This is a genomic window from Aurantiacibacter gangjinensis, assembly GCF_001886695.1.
Taxonomy (GTDB): domain Bacteria; phylum Pseudomonadota; class Alphaproteobacteria; order Sphingomonadales; family Sphingomonadaceae; genus Alteraurantiacibacter; species Alteraurantiacibacter gangjinensis.
The window spans coordinates 1,481,661-1,506,747 of the sequence record NZ_CP018097.1 but is presented as its reverse complement, the minus strand read 5'-3'; the positions used below and the strand labels follow the sequence as shown (position 1 = coordinate 1,506,747).

Genomic DNA, 25,087 nt, shown 5'->3' with positions numbered 1-25,087 from the left:
CTGCGTCGTAATCCTCCCCGCATTCGGGGAGGATCACAGGGCAGCCAGCACCGCATCTCCAATTGCCTCGGTGCCAGCACTGCCGCCAAGGTCGTGCCCCAGCACACCGTCTTCCAGTGCCGTCGCGACGGCAGCCTCCACCCGCTCCGCCGCTTCTTCGCGCCCCAGCGAGTGGCGTAGCAGCATGGCGAGGCTGAGGATCATAGCCATGGGGTTGGCCCTGCCCTGCCCGGCAATATCGGGCGCGCTGCCATGGATCGGCTCGTACATGCCGAAGGTCCCGAAATCGGTCTGCCGTTCGCCCAGCGCGGCGCTGGCCAGCAGGCCGATGGACCCGACGCACATGCTCGCCTGGTCGGAAAGGATATCGCCGAAAAGATTGCCGGTCACGATCACATCGAACTGCCCGGGGTTCTTCACCAGCTGCATGGCGGCATTATCAACATACATGTGGGTGAGCTCGACATCGGGATAGTCCGCTGCCGTCTCCACCATCACATCGCGCCAGAGCTGGCTCGTTTCCAGCACATTGGCCTTGTCCACGCTGGTGAGGCGGCCCTTGCGGCCCTGCGCGGCGCGGAAGGCGACATGGGCGATGCGGCGCACCTCGTCCTCGGCATAGGACATGATGTCATAGCCTTCGCGCCGACCATCGTCGGTGGCGCGCATGCCCTTTTCGCCGAAATACACGTCGCCATTCAGCTCACGCACAATGAGCACGTCGATGGCGCGGGCAATTTCGGGGCGAAGCGCGGACATGCCTTCCAGTCCGGCAAAGGTGGTCGCAGGGCGTAGATTGGCGAACAGGCCCAGCTCGCTGCGAAGGCCGAGGATTGCCTGTTCGGGCCGCAAGTGCCGTTCCAGTCCGTCGCAATCGGGATCGCCCACCGCGCCGAACAGCACCGCATCGGCCTCGCGCGCCATGGCCAACGTTTCGGGCGGCAGAGGATGGCCGTGGCGTTTATAGGCGATGCCGCCGACATCGCCTTCGGTAACGACCATGTCCGGCAGGTCGAGCGCATCCAGCACCCGGCGCGCCTGCGCCATGATTTCGGGGCCGATCCCGTCACCGGCCAGAAGAGCGATTTTCATGTCCGCCACCTCCTGGTTGCGCGCTAGGAAATGCGCCCGAGCAACTGCCTGAGCCTCGCCCTCGCCGCCATAACGTCTGCGCGGCGGTCGGCAAGCAGGTAGTGGTCGATGGCGGGGCCGAGCCTGTCCATCGCGGCGAGCACTTGCGCCATGTCCCCCTCGGGCCGCGCGTCGGCGCCGCCATAGCCCAGCTCTCTCAGCAGCAAGACTTCATAGCCGACCAGCGCGCTCGCCCAGCCCCGCGCAGAGGGTGCGTGGCAAATTGCGGATAGCGCGCCTTGCAGAGCCTCGAACAGGGTCGGATAGGGCTGGCGTTCCGGCAAGGCGCTGGCGGTGAGCGCGGTGATCCAGCCGATGGCGGCAGCGGGCAGAGGTTCCGCCAGCCACGGTCCGCGGCTTTCGGTCAGTTCGATCTTGGCGAAAGGCAACTGGCTTTCGGATCGGGCGGAAAGTTGCAGGTCCACCAGATTGCCGGGAATAACGACGGGCCGCAGCTGTCGCCCTCGCCCGCCCGCAACATAGCCCGCGACCAAGCCGAACTCGCCGGTCAGGAAACGTGCGACCACCGCCGTCTCGCCATGATGGCGCGCGGCAACGAGGATGGCAGGAGCGCGGGCATGCATCGGAAGGCTTTAGCTTTTCCTCCCCCACCGGGGGAGGGGGACCATCCGCAGGATGGTGGAGGGGTACGGAAGCAATTCGAAACCAAGGCCCGGAACGGAACGGTGCCCCTCCACCCCGCTTCGCGCGGTCCCCCTCCCCATTTTGGGGAGGATCAATCGGCCGATTTCGCTTCGAGCGCTGCGATACGGGCTTCGAGGATATCGACCTTTTCGCGGGCGAGCCCGGCCATGTCCTTCACCGCGTCGAATTCCTCGCGGCTGACGAAATCCATGCCGCCCAGCGCCTCCTTCATACGCTCACGCGCATTGTCGCGCGCCTCGCGGCTCATCCCCGCCAGCGTACCGGCGGCGGAATTGGCAATCTTGACGAAGTCGGCGATGATCTTGTTTTCGCTTTGCATGGAAAATATGTGGGCGCTTGGCGGTGAAAGCTCAAGTGATAAACGGCGCGCAGCGACGCATAGGGCGAACGCCCGCCCCCTTCGGCTGGCTGGCAAGCCAGCCGCTCAGGATATACTACGCGGGCACGCAGCGAAGCGAAGTGCGTCTAGCGAGGACGAAGCCGCGGATGCGGCTTCGCACAACTTAGGCCCTACAATTCAATCCGCTGCTGTGCGCCGCTGCGGTCCATTCCGTCGGCATCCGGATTGAGCTGCAGGAATTGCCAGTTGAGCACCGCGGCGAACAGCACCCATGCGAGATAGGGCAGCATCAGGATGCCGGCCCATTTGCGCACGCGAAAGAAGAGGTACGTCGTCACCACCAGCGCAAGCGCCAGGCCGATGATCACATACAGCGCATTCTCGATCATCTGCGCGCCGAAGAAGACAGGCGTCCAAGCGAGATTCATCAGGAATTGCGTGACGAAAACGATGATGGCGAGCCCGCGATAAGGAGATCCCCAGGCCGCGCAGACCATCGCGAAGGCCAGGCCCATCATGAAATAAAGGATGCTCCACACGATGCCGAATGTCGCGGGTGGCGGATAGATGGCGGGCTTTTCCAGCGACTGGAACCACGCGCTATTCGCATCGCCGCCCACCGTGCCCGACAGGAAGCCCAGCAGCATCACCGCGGGTATGATGAAGAGCGACCAGCGCAGCAGGCTCGCGCGCAATTGTCCGGGGCTGGCAAGGCGGTTCATGAAAATCTGGTCTCCTGCAAAACGCGCGACGCTTATTGGCGCGGTGGCTCGCCAAGGGCAAGCGTGCGCGCCGAACCTGTCCGCAATCAGGCCATGCCGCGCGTCGCGTGGACGAGGAATTCGACATTGCCTTCCGTGCCGGTAATCGGGCTTTCGGTAAGGCCGTCGACCCGCCAGCCGCTTTCGTCCAGCCAGCCGGTCACCTCATCGCATACGCGGCGGCGCAGTGTCTCGTCGCGCACGATGCCGCCCTTGCCCACCTCGTGCTTGGCGACTTCGAATTGCGGCTTGATCAGCGCCACCACTCGCGCCTGCGGGGCGGCTAGCGCCAGCGGCACTTCCAGCACCTTGGCAAGGCCGATGAAGCTCGCATCGCACACCACCCAATCGCATGGCCGGTCGATCAGCGCAGGCGTGAGAGCGCGGGCATTGGTCTGCTCAAGCACGGTGATGCGGTCGTCCTGCCGCAGCTTCCACGCCAGCTGGTTGGTGCCGACATCCACTGCGAAGACATGCGCAGCGCCGTGATGCAGCAGCACTTCAGTAAAGCCGCCTGTCGAGCTGCCGATATCCATCGCCACCGCGCCGCTCGCATCCAGGCCGAAATGCCTGATTGCATGGTCCAGCTTCACGCCGCCGCGCCCCACCCAGGGATGGTCGCGCCCGCGCACTTCTATCGCCCAGTTCTCAGCAATTTGCTGGCCGGACTTGCCGATGCGTTGCAGCTTGCCCGGCGGCCCTGCAAACACTACCCCCGCCATCACCAGCGCCTGCGCGCGCGTGCGGCTTTCCGCCTCGCCGCGTTCGACAAGCAATTGGTCGATCCGTCTACGAGATGGCTTGCGCTCCGACATGCGGATGGCGATAGAGCGGTGAGGGGTAAACCGTCCAGAAGGATCGACCAGAATGCGTTTGAAAGCCACGCTTTTCGTCTCGCTCGCCGCGCTGGCCGTCGCCGCCTGCGGGGATACGCAGGAAAGCGAAACCATGACGGAAACCGCGCAGCCCGCGCCCGTGCTCACGCCTGCGCCCATACCCACCGTTGCCGCCGATGGCACGGCGCTGGTGCCCGGTGCCTGGACGGTCAACGAAAACGCATCCGGCGGCTTTGCGACCTATGGCGTGGAAGGCGAAGATCCCAGCCTCACGTTCGATTGCGAGACCGCGACCGGCACCGTCACCATGACACTGTCGCGCCAGGCCTCCGCCATGGAAGCGTGGCGACTGGACGCCGGCGGCGAAGCGGCGCGGATCGACATGATGCCCGTCGACGGGCCGTTCCCGCTGGTCGCCGCGTCGATCGAGCCTTCGCTCGCCATTTTCCATGCCTTCAGCGAGCCGGGCCAGACGGTCACGCTGACCTCCCCCGAAGGCGCGCCGATGCAATTCCCGACTCATCCCGGCATCAGCCGCATCATGCAGGCATGCAGCTAAGGATTTCCATGACCCGTATCGCTTCCGTTTCCCTCCTGCTCGGCGCTGCCGCGCTTTCCGCCTGCGTGCCGCCCGCGCCGGAGCCGACGCCCGTTCCCTCCCCCACTCCGACGCCTGTCGCCGCGCCCGAGCCGCAGGCTGCACCGCCGCAGGTCGTGACGCCCACTTACGACAACTGGATGGACGCCCCGGCCACGCCGGGCGACTGGAGCTATGTCAGCGAGCCGGGCGAAACGCTGGCCGTGTTCGGCACCTCGCGCACGCCGGAAGGGGTATCGCTGATCATCGCATGCCGCCGCGATACGGGCCGCGTTTCGATCGCCCGCAGCTTTGCGCCGGAGGGACAGGTGGAGATGCTGATCCGCACCGAAACGCAGGATCGCACGCTCACTGCCAGCCCTTTCAGCGGTGTGACGCAACTGGCCGTGGCCGAACTGGTGGCGACCGACAGCCTGCTGGATGCCATGGCCTTTTCGCGCGGTCGCTTTGCGGTGGATGTGGCCGGGGCCGAACCGATTTTCGCTCCCGCCTATCCCGAAGTCACCCGCGTGATCGAGGACTGCCGCCGCTAGGCGCGAATTGGCCGGTGGATTACCGGAAAAAAATGCGAATCGCGTCTTGCAAACGCAACAAATGCGATTCAAATTGTCAGCAAGACCAGCGGCGAACGCGGGTCTTGAATGCCGGTGAAACGGCAATTCTGGCTTCTACAGCGCGAAAGGAGGTGATCCGATGTCTCATGGTTCAGCAGGGAGGTCGGTAACGACCCGTGCGGAGCATATTCGGTAGGCTTTCTTTTGCCGAGTAAGGCTTCGTTGGCGGTGTAACGACCGCTGACCATGCGAAGGCCAGTTCCACCGAGGTGGAGCTGGCCTTCTCATTTTTAGACGGGTGCCGACACTTACTGCCCTTCCGGCTCCCAGTGCATCAGGCCGCTTTCCCAGATGCGGATGCGCTCCGGGTCCAGACCTTCGGCATCCGACGATACGATGACCTCGCCGAGAAATTGCGAAGGCGGCTCGTAGCCGCGACCATCATCGGCATATTCGGGGGCAAAGCTGAACATCGGGTGGCACCGCTCCAACTGGTCGAAACCGGCATTGCCGGCGCCAAAAATGTCGCCGCCGTAATCCCAGCCGAAACCTCGAAATTCGAACGGTTCGCCCGCCGCCGCCTGCGCTTCGGCCATGGTGGACCCGATCCCGAGACCGGCAATGCGCCATTGGGAATCGTCGCGGATTCGGATGAAGGCGATGCGGTCCCGGCGCTCGTCATCGAAGAAAACATGGACGGTCTTCGACGGGTCGTCGGGCCAGAGGATAACGCCCGGCCATTCCTCACCCTCGCGCCCTAACACGGTGCCGACCTGCGCCGCATCGCCATAGCGTTCCACGAGCGTATCGGCCGTATCGACATCGCGCACCGGATGGGTGCACGTCATCTCCAGCGCTCGCTCCTCGCTACCGGCGTCTCTCGCAATGGCCCGCTCCGGCAAGGCCGATCCTGCGCTTTGGGTCACACCGGCAGGACCGGCGGTTTCGTCATCGGCGATAACAGCCTGCTGCTGTCCGGCGAAAAAAGCATCGCATCCGCCCAGCAAAACGAACGGTGCGAAAGTGGCGAGTTTCCAATGGCGCATCGTGCCCTCCTCCTGCGCGTTTCGCGGACCAGTTTACCCGCCGCGCTGTGAAAAGCGATGCCATTGCCATGGCCCCCTTGCACAGCGCTGGCGCGGACACTAATCGCGCATGCCAGAGGAGACCCCATAGCCATGGCCGACGCGCCCGCCTTCGATATCGAAAAAATCCCGCACCCCGCGCCTGTCCCGGGCGCCACGCGAGACCAGGCCATCGCCGATCCGGGCTTCGGCACGGTCTTCACCGATCACATGGTTTCCATCGATTACGATGAAGGAAAAGGCTGGCATTCGGCAACGCTCGGCCCGCGACAGCCCATCGCGCTCGATCCCGCTGCATCGGTGCTGCACTATGCGCAAGAGATCTTCGAGGGGATGAAAGCCTACAGGCTCGAAGACGGCTCGATGGCGCTGTTCCGCCCAGAGCAGAACGCGCGCCGCTTCAACCGCTCCGCCGCGCGGCTTGCCATGCCGAGCCTGCCCGAAGAGATGTTTCTCGCCAGCGTGAAAGCGGCGGTAGAGGCGGACCGCGACTGGTTCCCCGCCGTCAATGGCGGCGCGCTGTATATCCGGCCCTTCATGTTTGCGAACGAGCATTTTCTCGGCGTGCGTCCGGCGAAGAAGTACAAGTTCCTCGTCATTCTCTCGCCGGTCGGGAATTACTTCAAATCGGGCGTTCCCGCGGTCAGCATCTGGGTCAGCTCGGATTACACCCGCGCGGCGCCGGGCGGCACGGGCGATGCCAAATGCGGCGGCAATTACGCCGCCAGCCTCGTGCCGCAGGCCGAAGCGATCGCCAAGGGCCACGACCAGGTCGTGTTCCTCGACGCGGTGGAGCGCAAATGGATCGAGGAATTGGGCGGCATGAACCTGTTCTTCGTGTTCGACGACGGCTCCATCATCACACCGCCGCTGGGCGGCACGATCCTGCCCGGCATCACCCGCGACAGCCTGCTGACGCTGGCGCGCGAGGAAGGCCTCACCGTGCGCGAGGAGAAATACTCCATCGACCAGTGGCGCGATGACGCGGGTTCGGGCCGACTTGTCGAAACCATGGCTTGCGGCACCGCCGCCGTGGTCACGCCGGTAGGCCGCGTCGCCAGCCGCGATGGTGAGTTCACCATCGGCAGCGGCGGCCCGGGCCAGCTCACCACCAAGCTGCGCGAAAAGCTCGTCGGCATCCAGCGCGGCACGGTGGAAGACACCCACGGCTGGGTGACGCGGATTTAAGGTTCGAGAGGGGGCGCTCAGCCGTCCAGATCGCGCCAGCGCCAGCTGACGGCTTCGCCGGTTTCCTCGTTCGCGGCGACTTCGCGGGCCTCGTCCCAGGCCCGTGCGGCAAGCGTTTCCAACAGCATGGCTTCGACCGGGTTCATGCCCGTTTCGGCCACGGCGACGCTGCGGGCGCTGTAGAGAAAGAAGTTGCGCGTGGCCTCACCTTCGGCAGGCACGCTAGCGCTGGCGAACTGGCGGTTGCCCTCGCCCAGTTCCACGCCCACGCGATGCTCGCCCTCGACCACATCGTCGAAACGATAGGTGCCATCCTCCGCCGTCGTGGTGGCGAGACCCAGCCCCGGAATGACGACTTGCGCCCCGGCAACGGGCCGCGCGCTCGCATCGCGCACGGTGCCGGATAGCTCGCCTGCATGGGCGGCAGTCGGAACAAGGGCAGCGGCGGCAAGGATAAGAGCGAGGCGCGTGGTCATGCGACTTGCTCAAGACGAGTTTTGTGACTCTGTCGGGACTCGCGTTACACTTGCGTGACGCTGGTGTGACACGCAGCTCTTACGCGGCCAGCAATTCCTGCGCAGCCGGGGCCGTTTCCAGATGTTCCAGCAGCCCGCGCTCCCACTGATTGGCATAGGCCGTGGCGCGCGGCAGGCGCAGGGTTGCGCGCCATTCTTCCTGCCGGCCGATCAGGTCGATCACCGCCGGGTGGACATAGCTTTTGCGCGTTACCGCCATGGTGTTGCCCAGATGCTCCGCCACCTGGCTGAGCACCGCCTTGATGGAGAGCTTTTCGGTCGCCTCGCCCAGCAGGCGAAAGGCCATGACACTGGCATGCCAGGTGCGGAAATTCTTGGCGCTGAAATTCTCGCCCATTACTTCGCGCAGATATTCGTTCACATGGCCGGAGTTGACATCGCATGGCTCGCCGTCGTCACCCGCCCAGGCGAACAGTTCCTGTCCGTTGAGATCCTGCATCCGGCGCACCACGCGCGCCAGCGAGCTGTCGGAGAGTTTCACGTCGCGCTTCTTGCCGCCCTTCGCGGTGTAGCGCAGGCGCAGCGTCTTGCCCGTCACCTCGGCATGGCGATGCTGCAGCGTGGTGGCGCCATAGCTGCGGTTCTTCTTCGCATATTGCGTATTACCCACGCGCACCGCGCCAAGGTCCAGCAGCTTGACGACCGCCGCCACCGCGCGATCGCGGCCCAGCTTGGGCGATCGCATGTCCTGCTGGTAACGCTTACGCACCAGCGGCAGCATCTTGCCGAAGGCCACGCAGCCATCGAACTTCTCGCTCTCGCGCCAGGCGCGAAATTCGGGATGGTAGCGATATTGCTTGCGGCCCGCCGCGTCATAGCCGGTGGCGAGGATATGGCCGTTATGCGCAGGGCAGAACCACGCATCGGTATAGGCGGGCGGCAAGGCAATCGCGTTGAGCCGCTTCTTCTCCGCCCTGTCGGTGATGAGCGCGCCTTGCGCATCGTAATAAGCCCAGCCCTTGCCTGCACGCTTGCGAGTGATGCCGGGCAGGTCATCATCGACATAAATCAGCTGGGAGGGACGCGACGCCATGCGGGGTAAACATTGAATGGGCACACGCGGTTCCACGGCAGCCCAGCAATTCCGCTTGCGGGCGGCATGGTGCGCGCTAGAATTGCGCCAACGGGACAATACGGGGTTTCCATGCTTATCGGTATCGATCTCGGCACGACGAACAGTGCCGTGGCAATCTGGCGCGAGGGTGAAGCGCAGCTTATCGAAAACGCGCTGGGCAAGGTGCTGACGCCATCTGCCGTTAGCGTGGACGAAAGCGGCCAAAGCTGGGTCGGCGCGGCCGCGCTGGACCGGCTGGCTACACATCCGGCGCAAACCGCCACCAGCTTCAAGCGGTTTATCGGTACGGAGCGCAGCACGGCGCTGGGGGCGAAACGCTCCAGCTGGAAGGCGGAAGACCTCTCCGCCATGGTGCTGCGGGCGCTGGCAGACGATATCGAGGCGCGCTTCGGTGAGCGTCCGACCGAAGCGGTCATCACCGTGCCAGCCTATTTCAACGACAAGCAGCGCAAGGCCACGCGCCGCGCGGGCGAGCTGGCGGGGCTGGATGTGCGCCGCCTCATCAACGAACCCACCGCTGCCGCGCTGGCGTTTGGCCTGCAGGATCGCGGCGACCGCGAGCCGTTCCTGGTGTTCGACCTGGGCGGCGGCACCTTCGATGTCTCCATCGTGGAGATGTTCGACGGCATCGTGGAGGTGCGCGCCAGTGCGGGCGACAACCGGCTGGGCGGTGACGATTTCAACGCTGCGCTGGTCAAGCTCGCCCGGCCCAAGCTGGGCGACGATGCCAATGACGCGCTCGAGGCCCTGCCGAGCGATCGCCGCAATGCGCTGCTGGAACTGGCTGCCGAGAAAACGCGGCGCGCGCTGTCCGAAAGCGGCGAGGTCGAATTCAGCGTGATGGTGAACGGCAAAGCGTTCACCGCGCCGATCACCGCCGAGGAATTCGAGACCGCCTGCGACCCGCTCATCAAGCGGCTGCGCGAACCTGTGGTGCGCGCCATGCGCGATTGCGGCATTGCCTCGGACGAGCTGAGCGACATCGTGCTGGTGGGCGGGGCCACGCGCATGCCGGTGGTGAAGAAAGCCATCACCCGCATGTTCGGCCGCTTCCCCAACGCCAATATCCATCCCGATCATGCCGTGGCACTGGGCGCGGCGGTGCAGGCCGGCCTGCTGTCGAAGGGCGAGGGGCTGGAGGAAATCCGCATTTCCGATGTCGCCCCTTTCACCATGGGCATCGCCGCTGCCGACCGGGACCGCACGGGCCGTATCCATGACGGGCTGTTCTCGCCAATCATTCAGCGCAACACGCCCGTGCCGGTCAGCCGCGAGCATTCCTATTCCACCATGCATGCCGGCCAGCGCCATGTGGACCTGAAAGTCTATCAGGGCGAAGCGCGGCTGGTGAAGGACAATGTCCTGCTGGGCGAGCTTTCCATTCCTATGCCGAAGGGGCCGGAAGGCATGGAAGTGCGCGTACGATTCACTTACGATTCCAGCGGCCTGCTGGAAGTGGACGCTTTCGTGCCCGAGAGCGGGCTGACCAAGAACCTCGTCATCGCCGATGAAGAGGACCGCCGCGACAGCAAGGAGTTCGCCAAGCGCCGCAAGGAGCTGGAGAAGCTCAAGGTCCACCCGCGAGAAGATCAGGAGAATATCGCCCTGATGGCGAGGGCGGAGCGCATGTATGAAAGCCATAGCGGCATGATGCGCGATCATATCGGGCAGCTGATCCTGCAATTCGAAAGCGTGATCGAGGCGCAGGACCAGCGCGCTATCGCCGAAGCGCGCGAGCAGTTTTCCGCCGCGCTGGACCAGCTGGACGGCGCCAGCCCGCTATGATTGCAGGCTTTCCGTGGAGCGTCCTCGGCATAGAGCCGACCGAGGATCGCAAGGCCATCCGCAGCGCCTATGCCGCCAGGCTGAAAGCCATCGATCCCGATGCGGACGTGCAAGGCTTCTCGACCCTGCGCGAGGCGCGGCAGGAGGCGCTATGGCTGGCGAGGGAAGGTATCGCCGCGACCGATAGGGAAGCTCCGTTCGACGATTTCGCGCCGATGGACGATGCCTTTCCGGTCGCTGCCGATGATGAGCGCGATCCGCTAGGCGCCGGCTGGGATGCCCAGGCGCCGGAGCCTGCTGGCGACACCGGCCCGGTCGAGATCGCGCCTGTCGAAGCCGACAGGCTCACGCACGAGGCCGATATGCGCCGCCTGCTGGATATCCTGCAGCCGGGCGGCGAGCATTCGACCGAGCCTCTGACGGCCGAGGAATATGAGGAAGGCGCAGCGCTGATGCGCTCCATCATGGAGCATGTGCAGGATGCCGCCATCGACCGGCAGAGCGCGTTGGAAGGCTGGCTGGCGCACTGGCTCGCCAGCGGCTGGCCGCGCTCCGGCCCGCTGGTCGAAGATGCGGTGGAGACCTTCGAATGGGGCCGCGATGCCGGACTGATCGACGAACACCCCGCCGTCGCCTTCCTCAACGATCGCCTGCGCGCGCTGGCCTTTCTCGAAGCGGTGCAGCAGCCGGACCATGAATGGCACAAGGCCTATGTGGAGCTGCGCAAGCCCGGCAAGCGCTCGCGCCTGCCGTGGCAGGGCACCAATATCGCCAACGTCAACAACCTGCTGATCCACATCAACGAAAACTATCCCGAACTGCACGAATATCTCGATAGCGACCGGGTCGCCTCCTATGCCGAGCCGGACGAAGTCGGCTCTCCCTGGCGCTGGGTGCTGATCGTGATCGCTGTGCTTTGGTTCGGCGGCAGGTTGCTCTCGGCCATCGGACCCTCCGACAACGATCTTGGCGCGATGCCGCAAGTCGAATTGCCCAACCGCGTCATCAGCACGGAACAGCGGGACGAGCTGGCCCGTGAGCTGGTCGGCGAAGACTACGCTGCGGTCGATCTCGTCAACGCCTTCCCCGCGCTCTACTACAGCCTTAACGACCTGCACCCGGTCGAGATCGATAGCGAGGAAGCGCGCACCCGCACGCTCAACAACCAGCGGCAAGTCATCCGTCGCTCCCTTACCGTGGCCGCCACGACCGCCGGGTTCGAAGAGCTGGTGGCGATCAAACAGCACCGCCTCGACATGCTGCGCGCCACGCGCGAGCAGGAAGGCGGGAATGGCTGCCTTGTGCTGATACAGGGAGGCACCCCTCCCGTCTCCGTTTCTTTCGATGAGGAATTCCTCACCCGCGAGCGCGACCTCGCCGGACGGCTGGTTGCCAGCGGCACGCTGGCGCAGGCGGCAGGCGAGTTCCCGGAAAGCGCATCCATTCCCGGCGACATGGTGGACGAGGTGATGACGCGCATGGGCATATCGCGCGGCCGTTTCGAAGAATTGGCAAGCGGCGGCGGCGATGCAGCGGGCAAGTGCGACTATGCCATCGCCATGCTGGAGGCGATCCTGCGCCGGCCGGGCTCGGTCAGCGCAGACCTGCTGCGCATGAGCTGACGCGGTTACACCAGCTCTTATTGGAGCGGCAAAAGATCGCATTGCTTGTTGCCTCGGGGCCGCGCACCATTTGCTGGAACACGCCAAATAGGAGAACGCCCCATGTCCGATCCAACCTACACGCCGCCCAAGGTCTGGAAACCTACGGAAAGCGGCGGACAGTTCGCCAATATCAACCGCCCCACGGCGGGCGCGCGGTTCGAGAAAGACCTCCCCAGCGGCGAGCACGACTTCCAGCTCTATTCGCTCGCCACGCCCAATGGCGTGAAAGCCACCATCATGTTCGAGGAATTGCTCGACGCCGGGCACTCGGACGCCGAATACGATGCCTGGCTCATCAATATCGGCGAAGGGGACCAGTTCTCCAGCGGCTTCACTGCCATAAACCCGAACGGCAAGATCCCGGCCTTGCTCGACCGTAGTGGCGATGCGCCCGTCCGCATCTTCGAAAGCGGCGCGATCCTGCTGCACCTGGCCGAAAAGTTCAATGCCTTCCTGCCGAAAGATGGCAACCGCGCCGAAGTGTTGAGCTGGCTGTTCTGGCAGATCGGCAGCGCGCCATTCATCGGCGGCGGCTTCGGGCATTTCTACAATTACGCGCCGGAGAAATACGAATATCCCATCAACCGCTACGCCATGGAAACGAAGCGGTTATTCGATGTGGCCGACAGGCGGCTGGGCGAAGCGCAATATCTGGGCGGCGGCGATTACACCGTGGCCGATATCGCGGCCTTTCCGTGGCTCGCCCCGTTCGTGACCGGCGAGATCTACGGCGAAGCGAGCACATTTCTCTCGATCCACGAATACGAGAACGTCGCGCGCTGGGTGAACGAGATCCTCACCCGGCCTGCCGTGCAGCGCGGGCGCATCGTCAACCGGACGTGGGGCGACGAGGGCAAGCAGCTGCGCGAACGCCATTCCGCCGCCGATTTCGAAGGCAAAGTGTAGGGTAAGCAGGCGCGGGTGAATTCCCTGTATCCGCGCCCTGCAACCGAGCCTTGCGCCGCGTGGCAGGCGCGTTATATGCACGCGCACCTGCTGGGGTGTAGCCAAGTGGTAAGGCACCGGTTTTTGGTACCGGCATTCGCAGGTTCGATCCCTGCCACCCCAGCCAACTAGCCTTCCTCCGCTAACCTCGCTGCCGCCGCCCGCTCCGCGCAGCGCGAGGCTATGAGGAAGCCGGTCACACTAAGAATGCTCGTGCTCAGCACCACCAGCGCCGCGCCCGTCGCGCCGAACCAGTCGATCAGCCATGGCAGGGCGATGAGGCCCGCAGCCAGCGGGATGCCGCGCAGCAGGAAATTGGTGATCGCCTTGCCGCGCGCCACCAGCAAAGCCTCCAGGCTCGCGCCCACCAGTTCGATGGAAGCCGCTGCTGCCAGCACGATCATCGGGATGAACGCGGCGAGATATTCGCGCCCTGCGATAGCGGTGATGATCCATTGGCCCGCCACCAGGCCAGCGGCGACCACCACCAAGCCGGTGACGGCAGCGATGCGCATCAGCTTGGTCGTTAGCACTTTCGCCGCGTCGGGATTGCGCACCAGTTCGGGATAGACTGCTCTGAGCAGCGCCTGTGAAAGTTTCAGCAGCCCGTCACCCAGCTGGTTCGCCACGCGGTAGATACCCGCCAGCGCCGCCCCGCCCAGCACGCCTGTCAGCAGCACGAGCAGCTGTCGACTGGCGATGGAGAGCATTCCGGTCAGGCTGGTGCCGGCGACGAAGCTCCATGATTTCTCGCCCTTCGCCCTTAGGTCGCGCGGCAAGCGGGTGAGGCTGAAACGGCGCCAATGGATCGGCTCCGTCCGCGCGGCAAGCCACCAATAGAGGGCTGCCGTGGCTACCTCCGCCGTGCCCCAGACGATAAGGAAGCTCTGAATGCTGGGCTTTACGAAAATCACGACCACCGCGCCCACCACGCGCACGATGCTGGTCGTCGCATCGGCAATAGCCGCGCGGCCATACCTGTCGTGCAGACGCAGGAGGCCCGTCGGCGTCGAGCGGATTGCAAGCAACGAAGCGAGCGTAAAGAGATAGGTCGGCACGATCATCTTTTCGGGCAGCAGCAGAAGCTCGCCGAAATTGAACAGGATGAGCGCCGAAAGAATTGCGCCTGCCACTATGGTAAGACTGTCCAGCGCGAGCGCGAAGCCGGTCGCGGTCTTGCGGTCATCCTCGCCCTGCCCCCAGCGGATGATGGCCTGCCAGGTCTGGAAGCTGCAAAAGCCCACCACCAGCTGCGCAAAGGTGAAGGCGATTACGAATATGCCGAAGCGCTCCGGCCCCAATTCACGGGTCGCTAGCGCCAGATAGACGAGGCTGAGCACGGCATTGATGAGGCGCGCACCCATCAGCCATCCGGTATTGGTCAGCGCGCGCCTCAGCATGGGGCAGTGCCCTGCCCCGTTTGCGCGCGATTTGCAAAAGCTTACTCGGCGGGAGGCAGCGGCGGCTGGGGATTGTTGGGCACGAGGATCAGCTCGCCCTGCTCGATCCGCACCGAGGCAAGGCGGGACAGCAGGTTCATACCGATGACATTGGTGTCGCCCAGACCCGGCGCGATTACCGCGTCCAGCCCGCGCGCCGCGACATTGCCGAAGCGCAATTCATCGATGCTGGCGCTTTGGGCGCTAACCGTACCGTTTGCCGTGCGCAGCATGATCGGCAGGCCGCCGCTGCGCGCCTCCAGTCCCGCCGCTTCTGCCGTCGTTTGCGAAACGGCCGTCAGCGTCGCGCCGGTATCGACCATGAAATTGGCGCGGTGGCCGTTCACTTCGGCCTCCAGCCAGAAATGCCCGTCGCGCGCCATCTGCACCCGTGTCTCGCCGCCTTCCACCACCTGTTCGGGATAGCCCAGCGCAGGCACCGCCATGGAGAAGCGCGGATCATTGCGCGAGAGTTGCAGCACAATCAGCCCGAGCACGGCGACCAGCAGCAGGGTGCTGGCCACGCGCATGGTCTTCCCCAGGGCCGGTAAAGGACGCAGAAGCAGTGAACCAAACAGGCCCAGCACCATCGCGGCGATGGCGGCCATCAACAGGCCGGATTGCGGTATCTCGCTGACCGAATGGGCGAACTGGTCGAAGATGGGCGCGGCGTCCATGTCAGCGATATAGGCACACGCCGCGCAATTGGGAGAGGGCGCCGCGCATCGCGCTACCCCCGGTCAGACAATGCGTGCGGGCCTGCCGACGACCGGTTCGGGCGCGGTCAGCCCTTCGGGCCAGTCCAGCGCCTTGGCCGCGGCATCATAGGTCGACTGGAGAAACGCCATCAGCAGCGCATCGGGATCGTCGGCGCTGGCGACATCGGCATAGGTCAGCACCCATTCGCCCAGATCGCTGTGCCACCATGCGGCATCGGGCGAGATGGCTTGGTCGCGCAGCCCGTCCGGCGCGGGATAGGCGTAGGCGTAGAAGGCCGCCTCATCTACGCCGCCGCCGCCGGGCCACAAGCCCGCACTGATGACTTCGTGGCTATAGGCCTCGCGCGTCACGTAATCGGGCAGGTTGGGAATGCCGCCGGGATGGGTCGGTGCCTCGCGGCCCGAAAAGCGCGTTATGGCTAGGTCGAAGCTGCCCCAGAACAGATGGCTGGGCGAAGTCTTGCCGAAATAGAGCGAGCGGAAGCGGTTGAAGACCCTGTCCGCGCAGGTGAAGGCACCGTGCAGGCGGCACAGGGCATCGCCATCCCATTCGCGAGGGCGGTTATCCTCGGCAAAGGGAATGCGCTCGGCCATCTCGTTGGGCGCGCCATATAGCGGCGCGGGATGTCCCGCCTCTTCCAAAGCCGCTTTCAGATCGCGGTGCAGGTCCGCAATTGTCTTGCCCGCAAGCGCTACGTCCCATTGCCGGCCGCTGGCGCAGGTCACGCGGATGGCCATGTCGATCACATCGAGGCTGACATGGAAGCTGCGCGCCGAGCCGCCGGGCAGCATGTCGGTCGCATAACCGCGCGGGGTGACTTGCAGCGAAAGATGCCAGCCATGGTTGATCCACGGCACAAGGCGGGTGGGCAGCTTGCCGATCAGCTGCAGGGCGAAGTGGCAGCTTTCATAGCTGCCCTTGTCGGCGGCGTAATCGAGGCTGGGCCAGCTCTCCATCATGGCGCACTCCTCTTGCGGGCGGCACGCGCGAGGATCAGCGAGAAGCGCCCCTCCGCATCCGTCCAGCGCTCAATCGGCGTCCATTGCCCGGCCCGAAGCAGCATGTTGCTGCTGCGCTCGTCGAATTTATGGCTGTTCTCGGTATGGATGGTCTCGCCCTGCGCCATCGCGAAGTCGCGGCCCGCAACGGTAAAGCGCATGTCGCGCTGTGCCACGGCATGCATCTCGACGCGGGCGAACGTGTCGTTCCAGCGCGCTTCGTGTCGGAAATCCTCGACCGGGATGTTGCCATCCAGTTCGCGGTTGATGCGGCGCAGCAGGTTGAGATTGAATTCCGCCGTCACGCCAGCCGCATCGTCATAAGCGGCTTCCAGCACCGCGCGGTCCTTGATCAGGTCCATGCCGATCAACAGCAGTGCCTCGTCGCCCAGCGTTGCACGCATTTCGCGCAGCAGGTCCACCGCCGTGCGTGCGACCATGTTTCCGATGGTGGAGCCGGGGAAGAAGCCAAGCTTGGGCATGTCGGTTACGGCATCGGGCAGCTGGACGCGCTTCGTGAAATCGGCCTCCACCGGATGCACAGGCAGGCCGGGAAACTTGCCCGAAAGCTCGGCAGCGGATGCGCGCAGGAAGTCTCCGGCGATATCCAGCGGCACATAAGCGCCCGGTTCGATGGCGCGCAGCAGCAGCGGCGTCTTGACCGAAGAGCCCGAGCCGAATTCAACGACTGCACGACCCGGGCCGATCAGCTTGGCGAATTTCTCGCCGCGATCGGTGAGGATCTCGGTCTCCGCGCGTGTCGGGTAATATTCGGGGACCTTGGTGATATCCTCGAACAGCTGCGATCCGGCGTCGTCGTACAGCCAGCGCGCAGGGATCGCTTTCTGGTCCGCGTCGGATAGTCCGGCCATCACATCGGCGCGAAAGGCGCGGTCCACCCCGCTCTCGTCCAGATCGACGAGGCGGATGTTGGTTTCACTCGACATTACAGATCCTTTGCGAGGCGCAGTCCGGTGAACTGCCATCGCTGCTGGGGATAGAAGAAATTGCGATAGCTGGCGCGCGAATGGCCGCGCACCGTGGCGCAGCTGGCGCCTTTCAGCACCCACTGTCCGGCCATGAACTTGCCATTATATTCGCCCACCGCGCCCTCTGCCGGAGCGAAGCGCGGATAGGGCAGATAGGCGGAGCGGGTGAACTGCCAGCAATCGCCGAACAGCTCGCTTGTGCCGACTGGCTGGGGCGGAGCGGCGTGATCGAGCTGGTTGCCTGCGCTCGCATTGAAAGCGGCATCGCTGTCCGGCGTATCCTGCCCGCGGGCAATGGCTTCCCATTCGAACTCGGTCGGCAGGCGAGCGCCCGCCCAGCTAGCGAAGGCATCGGCTTCGTAATAAGATATGTGCGTCACGGGCGCATCGGGGTCGCGCTCCTGCCAGCCGCAATGGGTGAATTGTTCGCCATCGTGCCAGTAGAGCGGCTTGCGAATATTGCAGCGGTCGAGCCACGCCCATGCGTCGGAGAGCCACAGGCGGTGATCCTCATACCCGCCATCCGCTATGAAAGCATCCCACTCGCCATTCGTCACCAGCCGGCGCGACAGTGCGAACGGCTCCAATAAAGCGCGGTGGACCGGACCTTCATTGTCGAATGCGAATCCATCGCTCTGGTGGCCTATGCGCGCAATGCCGCCGGGATGGCTGATCCAGCCGTCCTCCTGCTGCGGTTTTGCCACTTGCGGCGTGTTCCACATGGCAGGGCCGATGGGGTTCTTCGAGAGCGCATGCTTGATGTCGGTCAGCAGCAATTCGATGTGCTGCTGCTCATGCGCGATGCCCAGCGTGACGAGATCGGCATGGGCCGGATCGTCCAGCAAGGGCAGCATCGCCTCGTTTACATGAGCGCGCCATTCCAGCACATCGGCCAGTGTCGGGCGCGTCACCAGGCCGCGATTGCGGCGCAGAAGGCGGTCGCCCTCGGCCTCGTAATAGGAATTGAAGAGGAACGGAAAATCCTCGTTGAACAGGCGATATTCCGGCGCGCGGTCACGCAGCAGGAACGTCTCCCAGAACCAAGTCGTATGCGCCGCATGCCATTTGGCGGGCGATGCATCGTCCATGGACTGGATCGTCGCATCCGCCTCGCTCAACGGTTCGAGCAGGGTTTCCAAAAGCTGCCGCGTCGCCATAAACTGCGCCGCGAGCGATACGCTGCCACCTGTGGCAGGCTGGCGGGTACTGGCCGTGGGCAACATGCCCTCCCCTTGTCAGTGTCCCTTCCGTCCGGGATGGGACCATGGGGCATCGCGTTTCGGAATGAAACCCCCGATATTGCTGATCTTTGTCAGGAATGCTGCGCACAAAGCGCCCGTCAGGCGGCGCGCTTCACCTGGTTGCGGCCGCTTTCCTTGGCTTCGTAAAGCGCGGCATCGGCACGCGCCAGCAGGCTTTCCCCGCTGTCGCCCTTGCGGAAATTGGCAATGCCGATGCTGACGGTGACATCGGGCAAGGTCGATCCCTCGATCCCGCTTTCCACCGAGCGGCGAAGGCGCTCGGCCAGCCGTGGCGAAGCGTCTTCGGAGATCCCCGGCAACAGCCAGACGAATTCCTCCCCGCCGATGCGCCCCACGAGGTCGCCGGAGCGCGCCTGCCTGCGCGCCAGTTCGGCGACCTGCACCAGCACTTCGTCGCCGGTCTGGTGGCCGTAGACATCGTTGACCTGCTTGAAATGGTCGACATCGAACATAATTGCCGCCAGCGCGCCGTCGCGGGTTTCGGCGACCTCAATCATCGATTCCAGCCGTCCGAATGTGCAGCGGCGATTGGGCAGGCTGGTGAGCGGATCGGTGTTGGCGAGCTTCTGAGCCTCTGCTGCCAGTCGCACGGCGCGGCTGCGGGCAAGGTCCAGCGCTTCCTCGCGGCGCACCTGCTCGGTCACATCCATCGCCACACCGAACACGCTGATGCGCTTTCCGGTCAAGTCGAATTCGTTGAGGATGGCGATGCGCAGGATGCGTTCGGTCTGGTTGGGCGGCTTCACGCGATACGAGAAACTGTAAGTGTCGCGGTTCTCACGGTTGTCGCGGATTGCGCCGTAAAACTCTTCCCCGCCATCGGGCATCATATCGCTGACATCGCCCGGATCGGGGCCGAGATTTTCGGGAATGCCCGTCAGCTCAAGCATCTTGGGAGACCAATCCTGCTCTCCGGTCACGAGGTTAAGCCGCCAGCGGCCGATACCCGCCGTTTCCTCCGCCAGATCGAACAGCATCAGGCTTTCATGCATCTGCGCATTGCGCTCCAGCAATTCCATTTGCAGGCCCTCGCTGCGCGCCATCATGGCGGCCAGCGGCAGGCGCGTGGCGAGCAGGATCATCATCCACGCCTGAAGCGTAAGCGTTGCCTCGCGCTGCGAGAGGTCTGCCGCAGGCGCGGCATTGCCGTGATGCATGCTGACCACAGTCGCCGCGACGGCAAAGGCCAGTACGGAAATGGCTGACGACTGGTGACCGTAGCGAAAGGTTATGAGCACCAGCGCCGTGACAACAAGCGGAGCCAAGGCCAGCGTCTGGTATTCCAGCACCAGGAAGCTGAGCAAGCCGAAGAGCGGTATAACCAGCGCCAGCTCGCGCACCGCCTCGCGGTTGATGCCGCGTCCGCGGGTCAGCAAGGCGCGGCGAATCTTCAAGTAGATCGGCGCCACCGTCATGATGCCGATGACATTGGCGAAGAACCACCAGCTGAATTCCGCCAGGGTCTGTTCGTCACGCATGCCGAAGGCAAGGCAGGTGCCCACCAGCGAGCCTATCATGGCCGCGCCGAACAGTCCTACAACCTGGCGAAACCTGCTGGGCTCATTGCGACGGCTTTCCAGCACGCGCACGCTGAGCCAGGCGGCGACGCTCGCCTGGGAAAGGGCAGCGAGCGAATAAAGCGCAGCCATTCCCGGTGCCGTGCCATTGAACGTGAAAACCGCGACCTGCACGGGGAAGAAGGTGCACAGGATAGTGGGCCAGCGACGCACCGGGGCGGCGAATAGCGCGCCAACGGTAATACCGGAAGGCATCCACAACAGCACAGTCGCGCCCGCCTCATCGCGCAGCGCCACGCTGGCGAGCGCCAGCACCGCCCAGACGAGGGCGTTCACGGCTGGAGCGGCCAGACGGCGGAGAAAGCGCAAGATGGTCTCCCGAAGCAGTGGCTACGGGATTAGCGCGTCGGTCTTAGGCAGTGTGCAGCGTGGCCCTAGGCATTTCTGCCTAGGGCGTGCGAGGAGCAGTTCAGGCAGCGTCCTTGCGGCTATCGGACAGCTCTGCATTCAGCATGTCGGCCAGCAGGAAGGCCAGCTCCAGCGACTGCGCGGCGTTGAGGCGCGGGTCGCAATGGGTGTGATAGCGATCGGCGAGCCCGGCATCGGTGATGGCCACCGATCCGCCCGTGCATTCCGTCACATCCTGCCCGGTCATTTCGATATGGATGCCACCGGCATGCGTTCCCTCGTCGCGGTGCACGGCGAAGAACCCGCGCACTTCGGACAGGATGCGATCGAAAGGCCGCGTCTTGAAGCCGCTTTCGGATTTTACGACATTGCCGTGCATCGGGTCGCAGCTCCACACCACCGGATGCCCTTCCCGGCTGACCGCCCGCACCAGGGGCGGCAGGCCATCCTCCACCTTGCCCGCGCCGAACCGGCTGATGAGGGTTATGCGCCCCGCCTCGCGCGCCGGATTCAGCACGTCGAGCATTTCCAGCAGCGCGTCCGGCTCTAGCGAGGGGCCGCATTTCACGCCGATGGGATTGCGCACGCCGCGCAGGAATTCGACATGCGCGCTATCGATGAAGCGGGTACGGTCCCCGATCCACAGGAAGTGGGCGGAGGTGTCGTACCAGTCGCCGGTCAGCGAATCCTGCCGCGTCATCGCCTGCTCGTAAGGCAACAGCAGCGCCTCGTGACTGGTATAGAAATTGGCGGTCTTGAGCTGCGGCTGGTCGTGGATGTCGATGCCGCACGCTTCCATGAAATCGAGCGCTTCGCCGATGCGGTCGGCGATCTGGCGGAATTGCTCCGCCCATTCGCTGCGGCCCATGAAATCGAGCGTCCACTGGTGAACTTGCCGCAGATTGGCGTAGCCGCCGCCCGCAAAGGCGCGCAGCAGGTTGAGCGTCGCGGCAGATTGTGAATAGGCGCGCACCATGCGCTGCGGATCGTTGCGCCTGCCCTCCGCCTCGAACTCGATGGCGTTTACGTTATCGCCGAAATAGCTGGGCAGCGTCACATCGCCGCGCGTTTCGGTATCCGAGCTGCGCGGCTTGGCGAACTGGCCTGCCATGCGGCCCACCTTCACCACCGGCATCTTGCCGGCAAACGTCATCACCACCGCCATTTGCAGGATGACGCGAAACGTATCGCGGATGGTGTTGGGGCTGAATTCGGCGAAACTTTCCGCACAATCCCCGCCTTGCAGCAGGAAGGCGTTGCCCTCCGCCACATCGGCAAGCGAGGCTTTCAGGTCGCGCGCTTCGCCTGCGAAAACGAGCGGCGGATAGCCGGCAAGCGTCTGTTCGGCCTCGACCAAGCCAGCAGCATCCTCATAGCGCGGCAGGTGCTTGGCGATGAAGCGGTCTGCTTTCCAGCTATCGGGAGTCCAGTTCTGTGCCACGTCGTCACTCTCGTCAAAGCGGGCCCGGTCCCCGCCGGGCCAATCGGTAATTCATGTCGGGGAAGCCCGACACCTACCGACCGACACCGCTGCGCGCAAAGGTTACTTGCGAAACGGGTCAGCGCGCGGTTGCCGCCCCTGCACCGCCAGCAGCGCCCGCTTCGGGCACCACGGCGATGCGGAACCCTTCGCGCGATGTCAGGTAGCGCTGCGCCAGGGCCTGCACTTCCTGCGGCGTCGCGTTCACATAATCGTTCAGCAGTGTGCGCAGATAGAGCGCGCGATTGGGATCGAAAGCACTGCCCTGCAGCTGGTTGAGCCAGAAGGTGTGACCGGTGCTGGCCCGCTCGATCCGCTGCCGCACAGGTTCCACCACCCGCTCCAGCTCGTCCGCCGTCGGACCATTGGCAGCAAGATCCTGCGCGATGGTTTCGGCCTCGTCGAAGAAGGCATCCATCAGCGACGGGTCGATCTGCACCAGCGCGAAGATCGTGCCGCCCGTGTCCAGATCCAGCGGCCAGTCCGACACCACGAAGGGCGAATAGGCCGCGCCGGCCCGCTCGCGCAGTCCGTCGATCAGGCGGTTGGAGAAGACCTGCGCCAGGATATCCAGCTTGCGGCTCTGGGTCAGTCCGTCGGACCCGCCCGCGGTCGGCCAAGCGATCACGGCGGCGGACTGGTCGGCATCGCCGGTATGGGTCAGCCGTACGGTGTCCGCTTCGGGGAAAGACATGCTGCGGTTTTCGACCTCGGGCGCCAGCGGCACGCGCGGCGGCAAGGCGCCGAAGGTGGCGGCCAGAGCATCGACGGTCGCCTGCCGGTCGATATCGCCGAAGACGGCTACCTCCACGGGACCCTGCGAGAGCAGGCGCGACCATGTGCGGCGAAACCCTTCGGGCGAGGCGGCATCCAGATCGGCAGGCGTAGGCGTGGCGAAACGCGGATCGCGATCCCGCAGCAACCAGTCGAGGTCGCGCGTCAGCACGCCATTGGGATCGCGGCCATAGCTGTCATAGGCCAGCCGCATGCTGGCGATCGCCCGCTCCACCGGAGCCGGATCCCAGCCCGGCTGCGCCAGCTTGGCAGCGAACAGGTAAAGCTGGTTGGCCAGGTCTTCCTGCCGGGTCAGCCCCTGGAACAGGAAATGCCCGTCATTGATCGCGAAATCGAAGCTCAGCAGGCTGCCCGCCGCCACGCGGTCCAGCTCGTTCTGGCGCAACGGGCCAACGCCCGAATTGACCAGCGCCATCGGGCCGAGTTCGGCATAGACCGCTTCATCTGCCTCGAAACCGCGCCAGCCTGCGCCGAAGCGCACGCGCACGGTCACTCGGCCCGGTTCGTTGGTGGTCGGATAGATCAGCGCTCGCACGCCATTGGGGAATGTCAGCCGCTCCACATTCAGCACGCCAAGCGGCTCGCTGACGCTGGGCGCGACGGGTGTTCCGACGGGCGGCAGGTCGGCGAAATTGATCGCCTCGGCGCTTTCCCGGCCGGAGGCATCGGCCACGGCAGGCATCTGCATCGCCGCGCGCAATTGTGCGCTGCTGACGAGCGGATCGGGCGAGAGCATGACGGTGCGGATCACATCGCCTGTAAACAAGGTCTGCGTCGCCTGCAGCACTTCTTCGGGCGTGAAGCGCGGGCTGACCGAGCGGAATACATCGAGGAATGTCTCGGGGCTGGCGATAGCCTCGCGAATGTCGACCGCGCCCACAACCGTATCGGCCAGTTGCGAACCTGCCTGGATGCGCGATTGCTCCACCCAGTTGGTGAAGGCGACATCGATGTTGGAGACCGCTTGGTCGATCTCGTCCTGGCTGGGAGGCGTTGCCATCGCGTCGGCAATCACGCCGCGCACATCGGCCAGCGCCGCTTCCCAATCGTCGCCAATGGGCGTGATAGACACGAAAGCGGCATCCACGCTGCGGCTCACCTTGTCGCGGCCCACCTGCGCAGCGAGGAAACTACCACCAGCGCGGGCGCGATTTTCCAGCCGCCGGTTGATCACGGCAGCGCCCACATCGAACAGCAGGTTGTAGCGGTTGTATTCGAGGTTATCGACGATCTCGACCCAAGGCCGCATCACGCCATAAGTGATGGAACGCGGCAGGCCCTGTTCGACGATCACCAGCGTCTCGCCCACCGGATTGGCCGGATCGGCCCCGGCAGGCGCCACCGGATCGCCGAAATCGGGCGCGGGAGTGACCGGCCCTTCGCCTTCCCAATCGGCGAAATGACGTTCAACCATGGCGGCCAGCACGTTCACATCTGCATCGGCCACCAGCACCACGACCGCGTTTTCTGGGCGATACCAGCGCGAATGGAAGGCGCGCACCGCCTCCTGCGTAGCGCCCTGCAGCGTCTCCACCGTGCCGATCGGGCTGCGATTGGCAAGGCGCTGTCCGGCAAAGAACGTCGCGGTGGTGCCTTCCTGGATACGCAGGGCAGGCCCCGCCCGCTCGCGCCGTTCGGACAGCACGATAGGCACGTCCATGGCGAGGTTCTCGCTCGAGAGCGCAGGCTCCAGCACCATGCCGGCAAACAGGTTCACGCTTTCATCCAGCGTGGTGCGGGTGGCATTGGGCAGGTCCAGCTTATAGACCGTCTGCGTCGGGCTGGTCGTAGCGTTGGTATCAGCGCCCAGCGATGCGCCCATACGCTGGAAATGCGGAATGGCCTCACCCGGGCCGAAATCGCGCGATTCGCGGAAGACGAGGTGTTCCACAAGGTGCGCAAAGCCGCGCTCCTCGTCCCGCTCATGCAAAGAGCCTGCATCGATGGCGATGCGCAAGCTCGCCTGGCACGGCGGCACGCCGTTTTCGCGCACGGCATAGCGCACGCCATTGGGCAGCTCACCGAACAGCCATTGCTCGTCCACCGGGATATCGGTGCCGCGATAGATCCAAGGATCGTCGGGCCGCGCATATTCTGGATTGTCGACCGCTTCGGTCGCCTGGATCGTACAGGGAGCCTGCGCCAGAGCCGGCACGGGAAGGACAATGGCGAGCGGAACTAGGACGCGAATTGCGCGCGAAAATAGGGTCATGGCGGCATTAGGCTCTCAAGTGATGAAGCAAGGGTGAATAGGGGCGCAGATTTGATTGTGCCAGCGATGCTTGCCCGTCGCAGGCCCCGCACCTACATCATGG

22 protein-coding genes and 1 tRNA gene are annotated in these 25,087 nt (G+C 64.6%); 7 read left to right on the top strand and 16 right to left on the bottom strand.

What is annotated here, in order from left to right; all coding sequences use genetic code 11:
- Positions 1-33: 33 nt before the first annotated feature.
- The 5 genes from leuB to BMF35_RS07330 all read right to left on the bottom strand — a co-directional run bounded on the left by leuB (position 34) and on the right by BMF35_RS07330 (position 3,713).
- A complete protein-coding gene (leuB, locus tag BMF35_RS07350; protein WP_047005385.1) occupies positions 34-1,092 on the bottom strand; it encodes a 3-isopropylmalate dehydrogenase in 1,059 nt (352 codons plus the stop codon).
- Positions 1,093-1,115: 23 nt separating this feature from the next.
- The gene (recO, locus tag BMF35_RS07345; protein ID WP_047005384.1) at positions 1,116-1,715 is read right to left on the bottom strand and encodes a DNA repair protein RecO; all 600 of its coding nucleotides are present in this window, start codon (positions 1,713-1,715) and stop codon (positions 1,116-1,118) included.
- Between the two features lie 152 nt (positions 1,716-1,867).
- Positions 1,868-2,116, bottom strand: coding sequence for an accessory factor UbiK family protein (locus BMF35_RS07340; RefSeq protein ID WP_047005383.1), 249 nt, complete (start codon positions 2,114-2,116; stop codon positions 1,868-1,870).
- 191 nt (positions 2,117-2,307) lie between these two features.
- Positions 2,308-2,859, bottom strand: a complete 552-nt coding sequence (locus BMF35_RS07335) for a TspO/MBR family protein (RefSeq protein WP_047005382.1) — start codon at positions 2,857-2,859, stop codon at positions 2,308-2,310.
- An 86-nt stretch (positions 2,860-2,945) separates the two neighbouring features.
- On the bottom strand, positions 2,946-3,713 hold the full coding sequence (locus BMF35_RS07330) for a TlyA family RNA methyltransferase (RefSeq protein WP_047005381.1): 768 nt from the start codon (positions 3,711-3,713) through the stop codon (positions 2,946-2,948).
- A gap of 52 nt (positions 3,714-3,765) precedes the next feature.
- Between BMF35_RS07330 and BMF35_RS07325 the strand changes: the two genes are divergently transcribed.
- The gene (locus BMF35_RS07325) at positions 3,766-4,293 is read left to right on the top strand and encodes a hypothetical protein (RefSeq protein ID WP_156172015.1); all 528 of its coding nucleotides are present in this window, start codon (positions 3,766-3,768) and stop codon (positions 4,291-4,293) included.
- Between the two features lie 8 nt (positions 4,294-4,301).
- Positions 4,302-4,865, top strand: a complete 564-nt coding sequence (locus tag BMF35_RS07320; protein ID WP_047005379.1) for a hypothetical protein — start codon at positions 4,302-4,304, stop codon at positions 4,863-4,865.
- 329 nt (positions 4,866-5,194) lie between these two features.
- On the opposite strand, the gene BMF35_RS07315 is transcribed toward BMF35_RS07320, so the two are convergent.
- Complete coding sequence (locus BMF35_RS07315) at positions 5,195-5,932, bottom strand: hypothetical protein (RefSeq protein ID WP_156172014.1); 738 nt, start codon at positions 5,930-5,932, stop codon at positions 5,195-5,197.
- A gap of 132 nt (positions 5,933-6,064) precedes the next feature.
- Between BMF35_RS07315 and BMF35_RS07310 the strand changes: the two genes are divergently transcribed.
- The gene (locus tag BMF35_RS07310) at positions 6,065-7,159 is read left to right on the top strand and encodes a branched-chain amino acid aminotransferase (RefSeq protein WP_047005377.1); all 1,095 of its coding nucleotides are present in this window, start codon (positions 6,065-6,067) and stop codon (positions 7,157-7,159) included.
- Positions 7,160-7,176: 17 nt separating this feature from the next.
- On the opposite strand, the gene BMF35_RS07305 is transcribed toward BMF35_RS07310, so the two are convergent.
- Positions 7,177-7,635 carry a carboxypeptidase-like regulatory domain-containing protein gene (locus BMF35_RS07305; RefSeq protein ID WP_047005376.1) on the bottom strand — a complete coding sequence of 153 codons (459 nt, stop codon included), beginning with the start codon at positions 7,633-7,635 and terminating at the stop codon, positions 7,177-7,179.
- A 79-nt stretch (positions 7,636-7,714) separates the two neighbouring features.
- Positions 7,715-8,728 carry a DNA topoisomerase IB gene (locus BMF35_RS07300; RefSeq protein ID WP_047005375.1) on the bottom strand — a complete coding sequence of 338 codons (1,014 nt, stop codon included), beginning with the start codon at positions 8,726-8,728 and terminating at the stop codon, positions 7,715-7,717.
- A gap of 111 nt (positions 8,729-8,839) precedes the next feature.
- Between BMF35_RS07300 and BMF35_RS07295 the strand changes: the two genes are divergently transcribed.
- The 4 genes from BMF35_RS07295 (at position 8,840) to BMF35_RS07280 (ending at position 13,291) form a co-directional block, all read left to right on the top strand.
- On the top strand, positions 8,840-10,555 hold the full coding sequence (locus BMF35_RS07295) for an Hsp70 family protein (RefSeq protein WP_047005374.1): 1,716 nt from the start codon (positions 8,840-8,842) through the stop codon (positions 10,553-10,555).
- Complete coding sequence (locus BMF35_RS07290) at positions 10,552-12,177, top strand: hypothetical protein (protein WP_047005373.1); 1,626 nt, start codon at positions 10,552-10,554, stop codon at positions 12,175-12,177. Before BMF35_RS07295 ends, BMF35_RS07290 begins: the two co-directional genes overlap by 4 nt.
- A gap of 102 nt (positions 12,178-12,279) precedes the next feature.
- Positions 12,280-13,125, top strand: a complete 846-nt coding sequence (gene yghU, locus BMF35_RS07285) for a glutathione-dependent disulfide-bond oxidoreductase (RefSeq protein ID WP_047005372.1) — start codon at positions 12,280-12,282, stop codon at positions 13,123-13,125.
- 91 nt (positions 13,126-13,216) lie between these two features.
- A tRNA-Gln gene (locus BMF35_RS07280) sits at positions 13,217-13,291 on the top strand.
- Position 13,292: 1 nt separating this feature from the next.
- On the opposite strand, the gene BMF35_RS07275 is transcribed toward BMF35_RS07280, so the two are convergent.
- The 8 genes from BMF35_RS07275 to BMF35_RS07240 all read right to left on the bottom strand — a co-directional run bounded on the left by BMF35_RS07275 (position 13,293) and on the right by BMF35_RS07240 (position 24,984).
- The gene (locus BMF35_RS07275; protein WP_052765855.1) at positions 13,293-14,564 is read right to left on the bottom strand and encodes a lipopolysaccharide biosynthesis protein; all 1,272 of its coding nucleotides are present in this window, start codon (positions 14,562-14,564) and stop codon (positions 13,293-13,295) included.
- Between the two features lie 41 nt (positions 14,565-14,605).
- The gene (locus BMF35_RS07270; protein WP_082115569.1) at positions 14,606-15,280 is read right to left on the bottom strand and encodes a retropepsin-like aspartic protease family protein; all 675 of its coding nucleotides are present in this window, start codon (positions 15,278-15,280) and stop codon (positions 14,606-14,608) included.
- Between the two features lie 63 nt (positions 15,281-15,343).
- A complete protein-coding gene (locus tag BMF35_RS07265) occupies positions 15,344-16,282 on the bottom strand; it encodes a DUF5996 family protein (protein ID WP_047005371.1) in 939 nt (312 codons plus the stop codon).
- A complete protein-coding gene (gene egtD / locus BMF35_RS07260) occupies positions 16,279-17,268 on the bottom strand; it encodes an L-histidine N(alpha)-methyltransferase (protein WP_047005370.1) in 990 nt (329 codons plus the stop codon). The genes BMF35_RS07265 and egtD overlap by 4 nt, the downstream gene beginning before the upstream one ends.
- Positions 17,268-18,533 carry an ergothioneine biosynthesis protein EgtB gene (egtB, locus tag BMF35_RS07255; RefSeq protein WP_047005369.1) on the bottom strand — a complete coding sequence of 422 codons (1,266 nt, stop codon included), beginning with the start codon at positions 18,531-18,533 and terminating at the stop codon, positions 17,268-17,270. Before egtB ends, egtD begins: the two co-directional genes overlap by 1 nt.
- A 116-nt stretch (positions 18,534-18,649) precedes the next feature.
- Positions 18,650-20,425 carry a sensor domain-containing diguanylate cyclase gene (locus BMF35_RS07250; protein ID WP_052765854.1) on the bottom strand — a complete coding sequence of 592 codons (1,776 nt, stop codon included), beginning with the start codon at positions 20,423-20,425 and terminating at the stop codon, positions 18,650-18,652.
- A 133-nt stretch (positions 20,426-20,558) separates the two neighbouring features.
- A complete protein-coding gene (locus BMF35_RS07245; RefSeq protein WP_047005368.1) occupies positions 20,559-21,938 on the bottom strand; it encodes a class II 3-deoxy-7-phosphoheptulonate synthase in 1,380 nt (459 codons plus the stop codon).
- 118 nt (positions 21,939-22,056) lie between these two features.
- Complete coding sequence (locus BMF35_RS07240) at positions 22,057-24,984, bottom strand: M16 family metallopeptidase (protein WP_047005367.1); 2,928 nt, start codon at positions 24,982-24,984, stop codon at positions 22,057-22,059.
- Between the last annotated feature and the right edge of the window lie 103 nt (positions 24,985-25,087).

What these genes read in the sequence shown, in the direction of transcription:
- leuB (WP_047005385.1), bottom strand. Translation starts at nt 1,092, where the DNA reads ATGAAAATCGCTCTTCTGGCCGGTGACGGGATCGGCCCCGAAATCATG.
- recO (WP_047005384.1), bottom strand. Translation starts at nt 1,715, where the DNA reads ATGCATGCCCGCGCTCCTGCCATCCTCGTTGCCGCGCGCCATCATGGC.
- BMF35_RS07340 (WP_047005383.1), bottom strand. Translation starts at nt 2,116, where the DNA reads ATGCAAAGCGAAAACAAGATCATCGCCGACTTCGTCAAGATTGCCAAT.
- BMF35_RS07335 (WP_047005382.1), bottom strand. Translation starts at nt 2,859, where the DNA reads ATGAACCGCCTTGCCAGCCCCGGACAATTGCGCGCGAGCCTGCTGCGC.
- BMF35_RS07330 (WP_047005381.1), bottom strand. Translation starts at nt 3,713, where the DNA reads ATGTCGGAGCGCAAGCCATCTCGTAGACGGATCGACCAATTGCTTGTC.
- BMF35_RS07325 (WP_156172015.1), top strand. Translation starts at nt 3,766, where the DNA reads ATGCGTTTGAAAGCCACGCTTTTCGTCTCGCTCGCCGCGCTGGCCGTC.
- BMF35_RS07320 (WP_047005379.1), top strand. Translation starts at nt 4,302, where the DNA reads ATGACCCGTATCGCTTCCGTTTCCCTCCTGCTCGGCGCTGCCGCGCTT.
- BMF35_RS07315 (WP_156172014.1), bottom strand. Translation starts at nt 5,932, where the DNA reads ATGCGCCATTGGAAACTCGCCACTTTCGCACCGTTCGTTTTGCTGGGC.
- BMF35_RS07310 (WP_047005377.1), top strand. Translation starts at nt 6,065, where the DNA reads ATGGCCGACGCGCCCGCCTTCGATATCGAAAAAATCCCGCACCCCGCG.
- BMF35_RS07305 (WP_047005376.1), bottom strand. Translation starts at nt 7,635, where the DNA reads ATGACCACGCGCCTCGCTCTTATCCTTGCCGCCGCTGCCCTTGTTCCG.
- BMF35_RS07300 (WP_047005375.1), bottom strand. Translation starts at nt 8,728, where the DNA reads ATGGCGTCGCGTCCCTCCCAGCTGATTTATGTCGATGATGACCTGCCC.
- BMF35_RS07295 (WP_047005374.1), top strand. Translation starts at nt 8,840, where the DNA reads ATGCTTATCGGTATCGATCTCGGCACGACGAACAGTGCCGTGGCAATC.
- BMF35_RS07290 (WP_047005373.1), top strand. Translation starts at nt 10,552, where the DNA reads ATGATTGCAGGCTTTCCGTGGAGCGTCCTCGGCATAGAGCCGACCGAG.
- yghU (WP_047005372.1), top strand. Translation starts at nt 12,280, where the DNA reads ATGTCCGATCCAACCTACACGCCGCCCAAGGTCTGGAAACCTACGGAA.
- BMF35_RS07275 (WP_052765855.1), bottom strand. Translation starts at nt 14,564, where the DNA reads ATGCTGAGGCGCGCGCTGACCAATACCGGATGGCTGATGGGTGCGCGC.
- BMF35_RS07270 (WP_082115569.1), bottom strand. Translation starts at nt 15,280, where the DNA reads ATGGACGCCGCGCCCATCTTCGACCAGTTCGCCCATTCGGTCAGCGAG.
- BMF35_RS07265 (WP_047005371.1), bottom strand. Translation starts at nt 16,282, where the DNA reads ATGATGGAGAGCTGGCCCAGCCTCGATTACGCCGCCGACAAGGGCAGC.
- egtD (WP_047005370.1), bottom strand. Translation starts at nt 17,268, where the DNA reads ATGTCGAGTGAAACCAACATCCGCCTCGTCGATCTGGACGAGAGCGGG.
- egtB (WP_047005369.1), bottom strand. Translation starts at nt 18,533, where the DNA reads ATGTTGCCCACGGCCAGTACCCGCCAGCCTGCCACAGGTGGCAGCGTA.
- BMF35_RS07240 (WP_047005367.1), bottom strand. Translation starts at nt 24,984, where the DNA reads ATGACCCTATTTTCGCGCGCAATTCGCGTCCTAGTTCCGCTCGCCATT.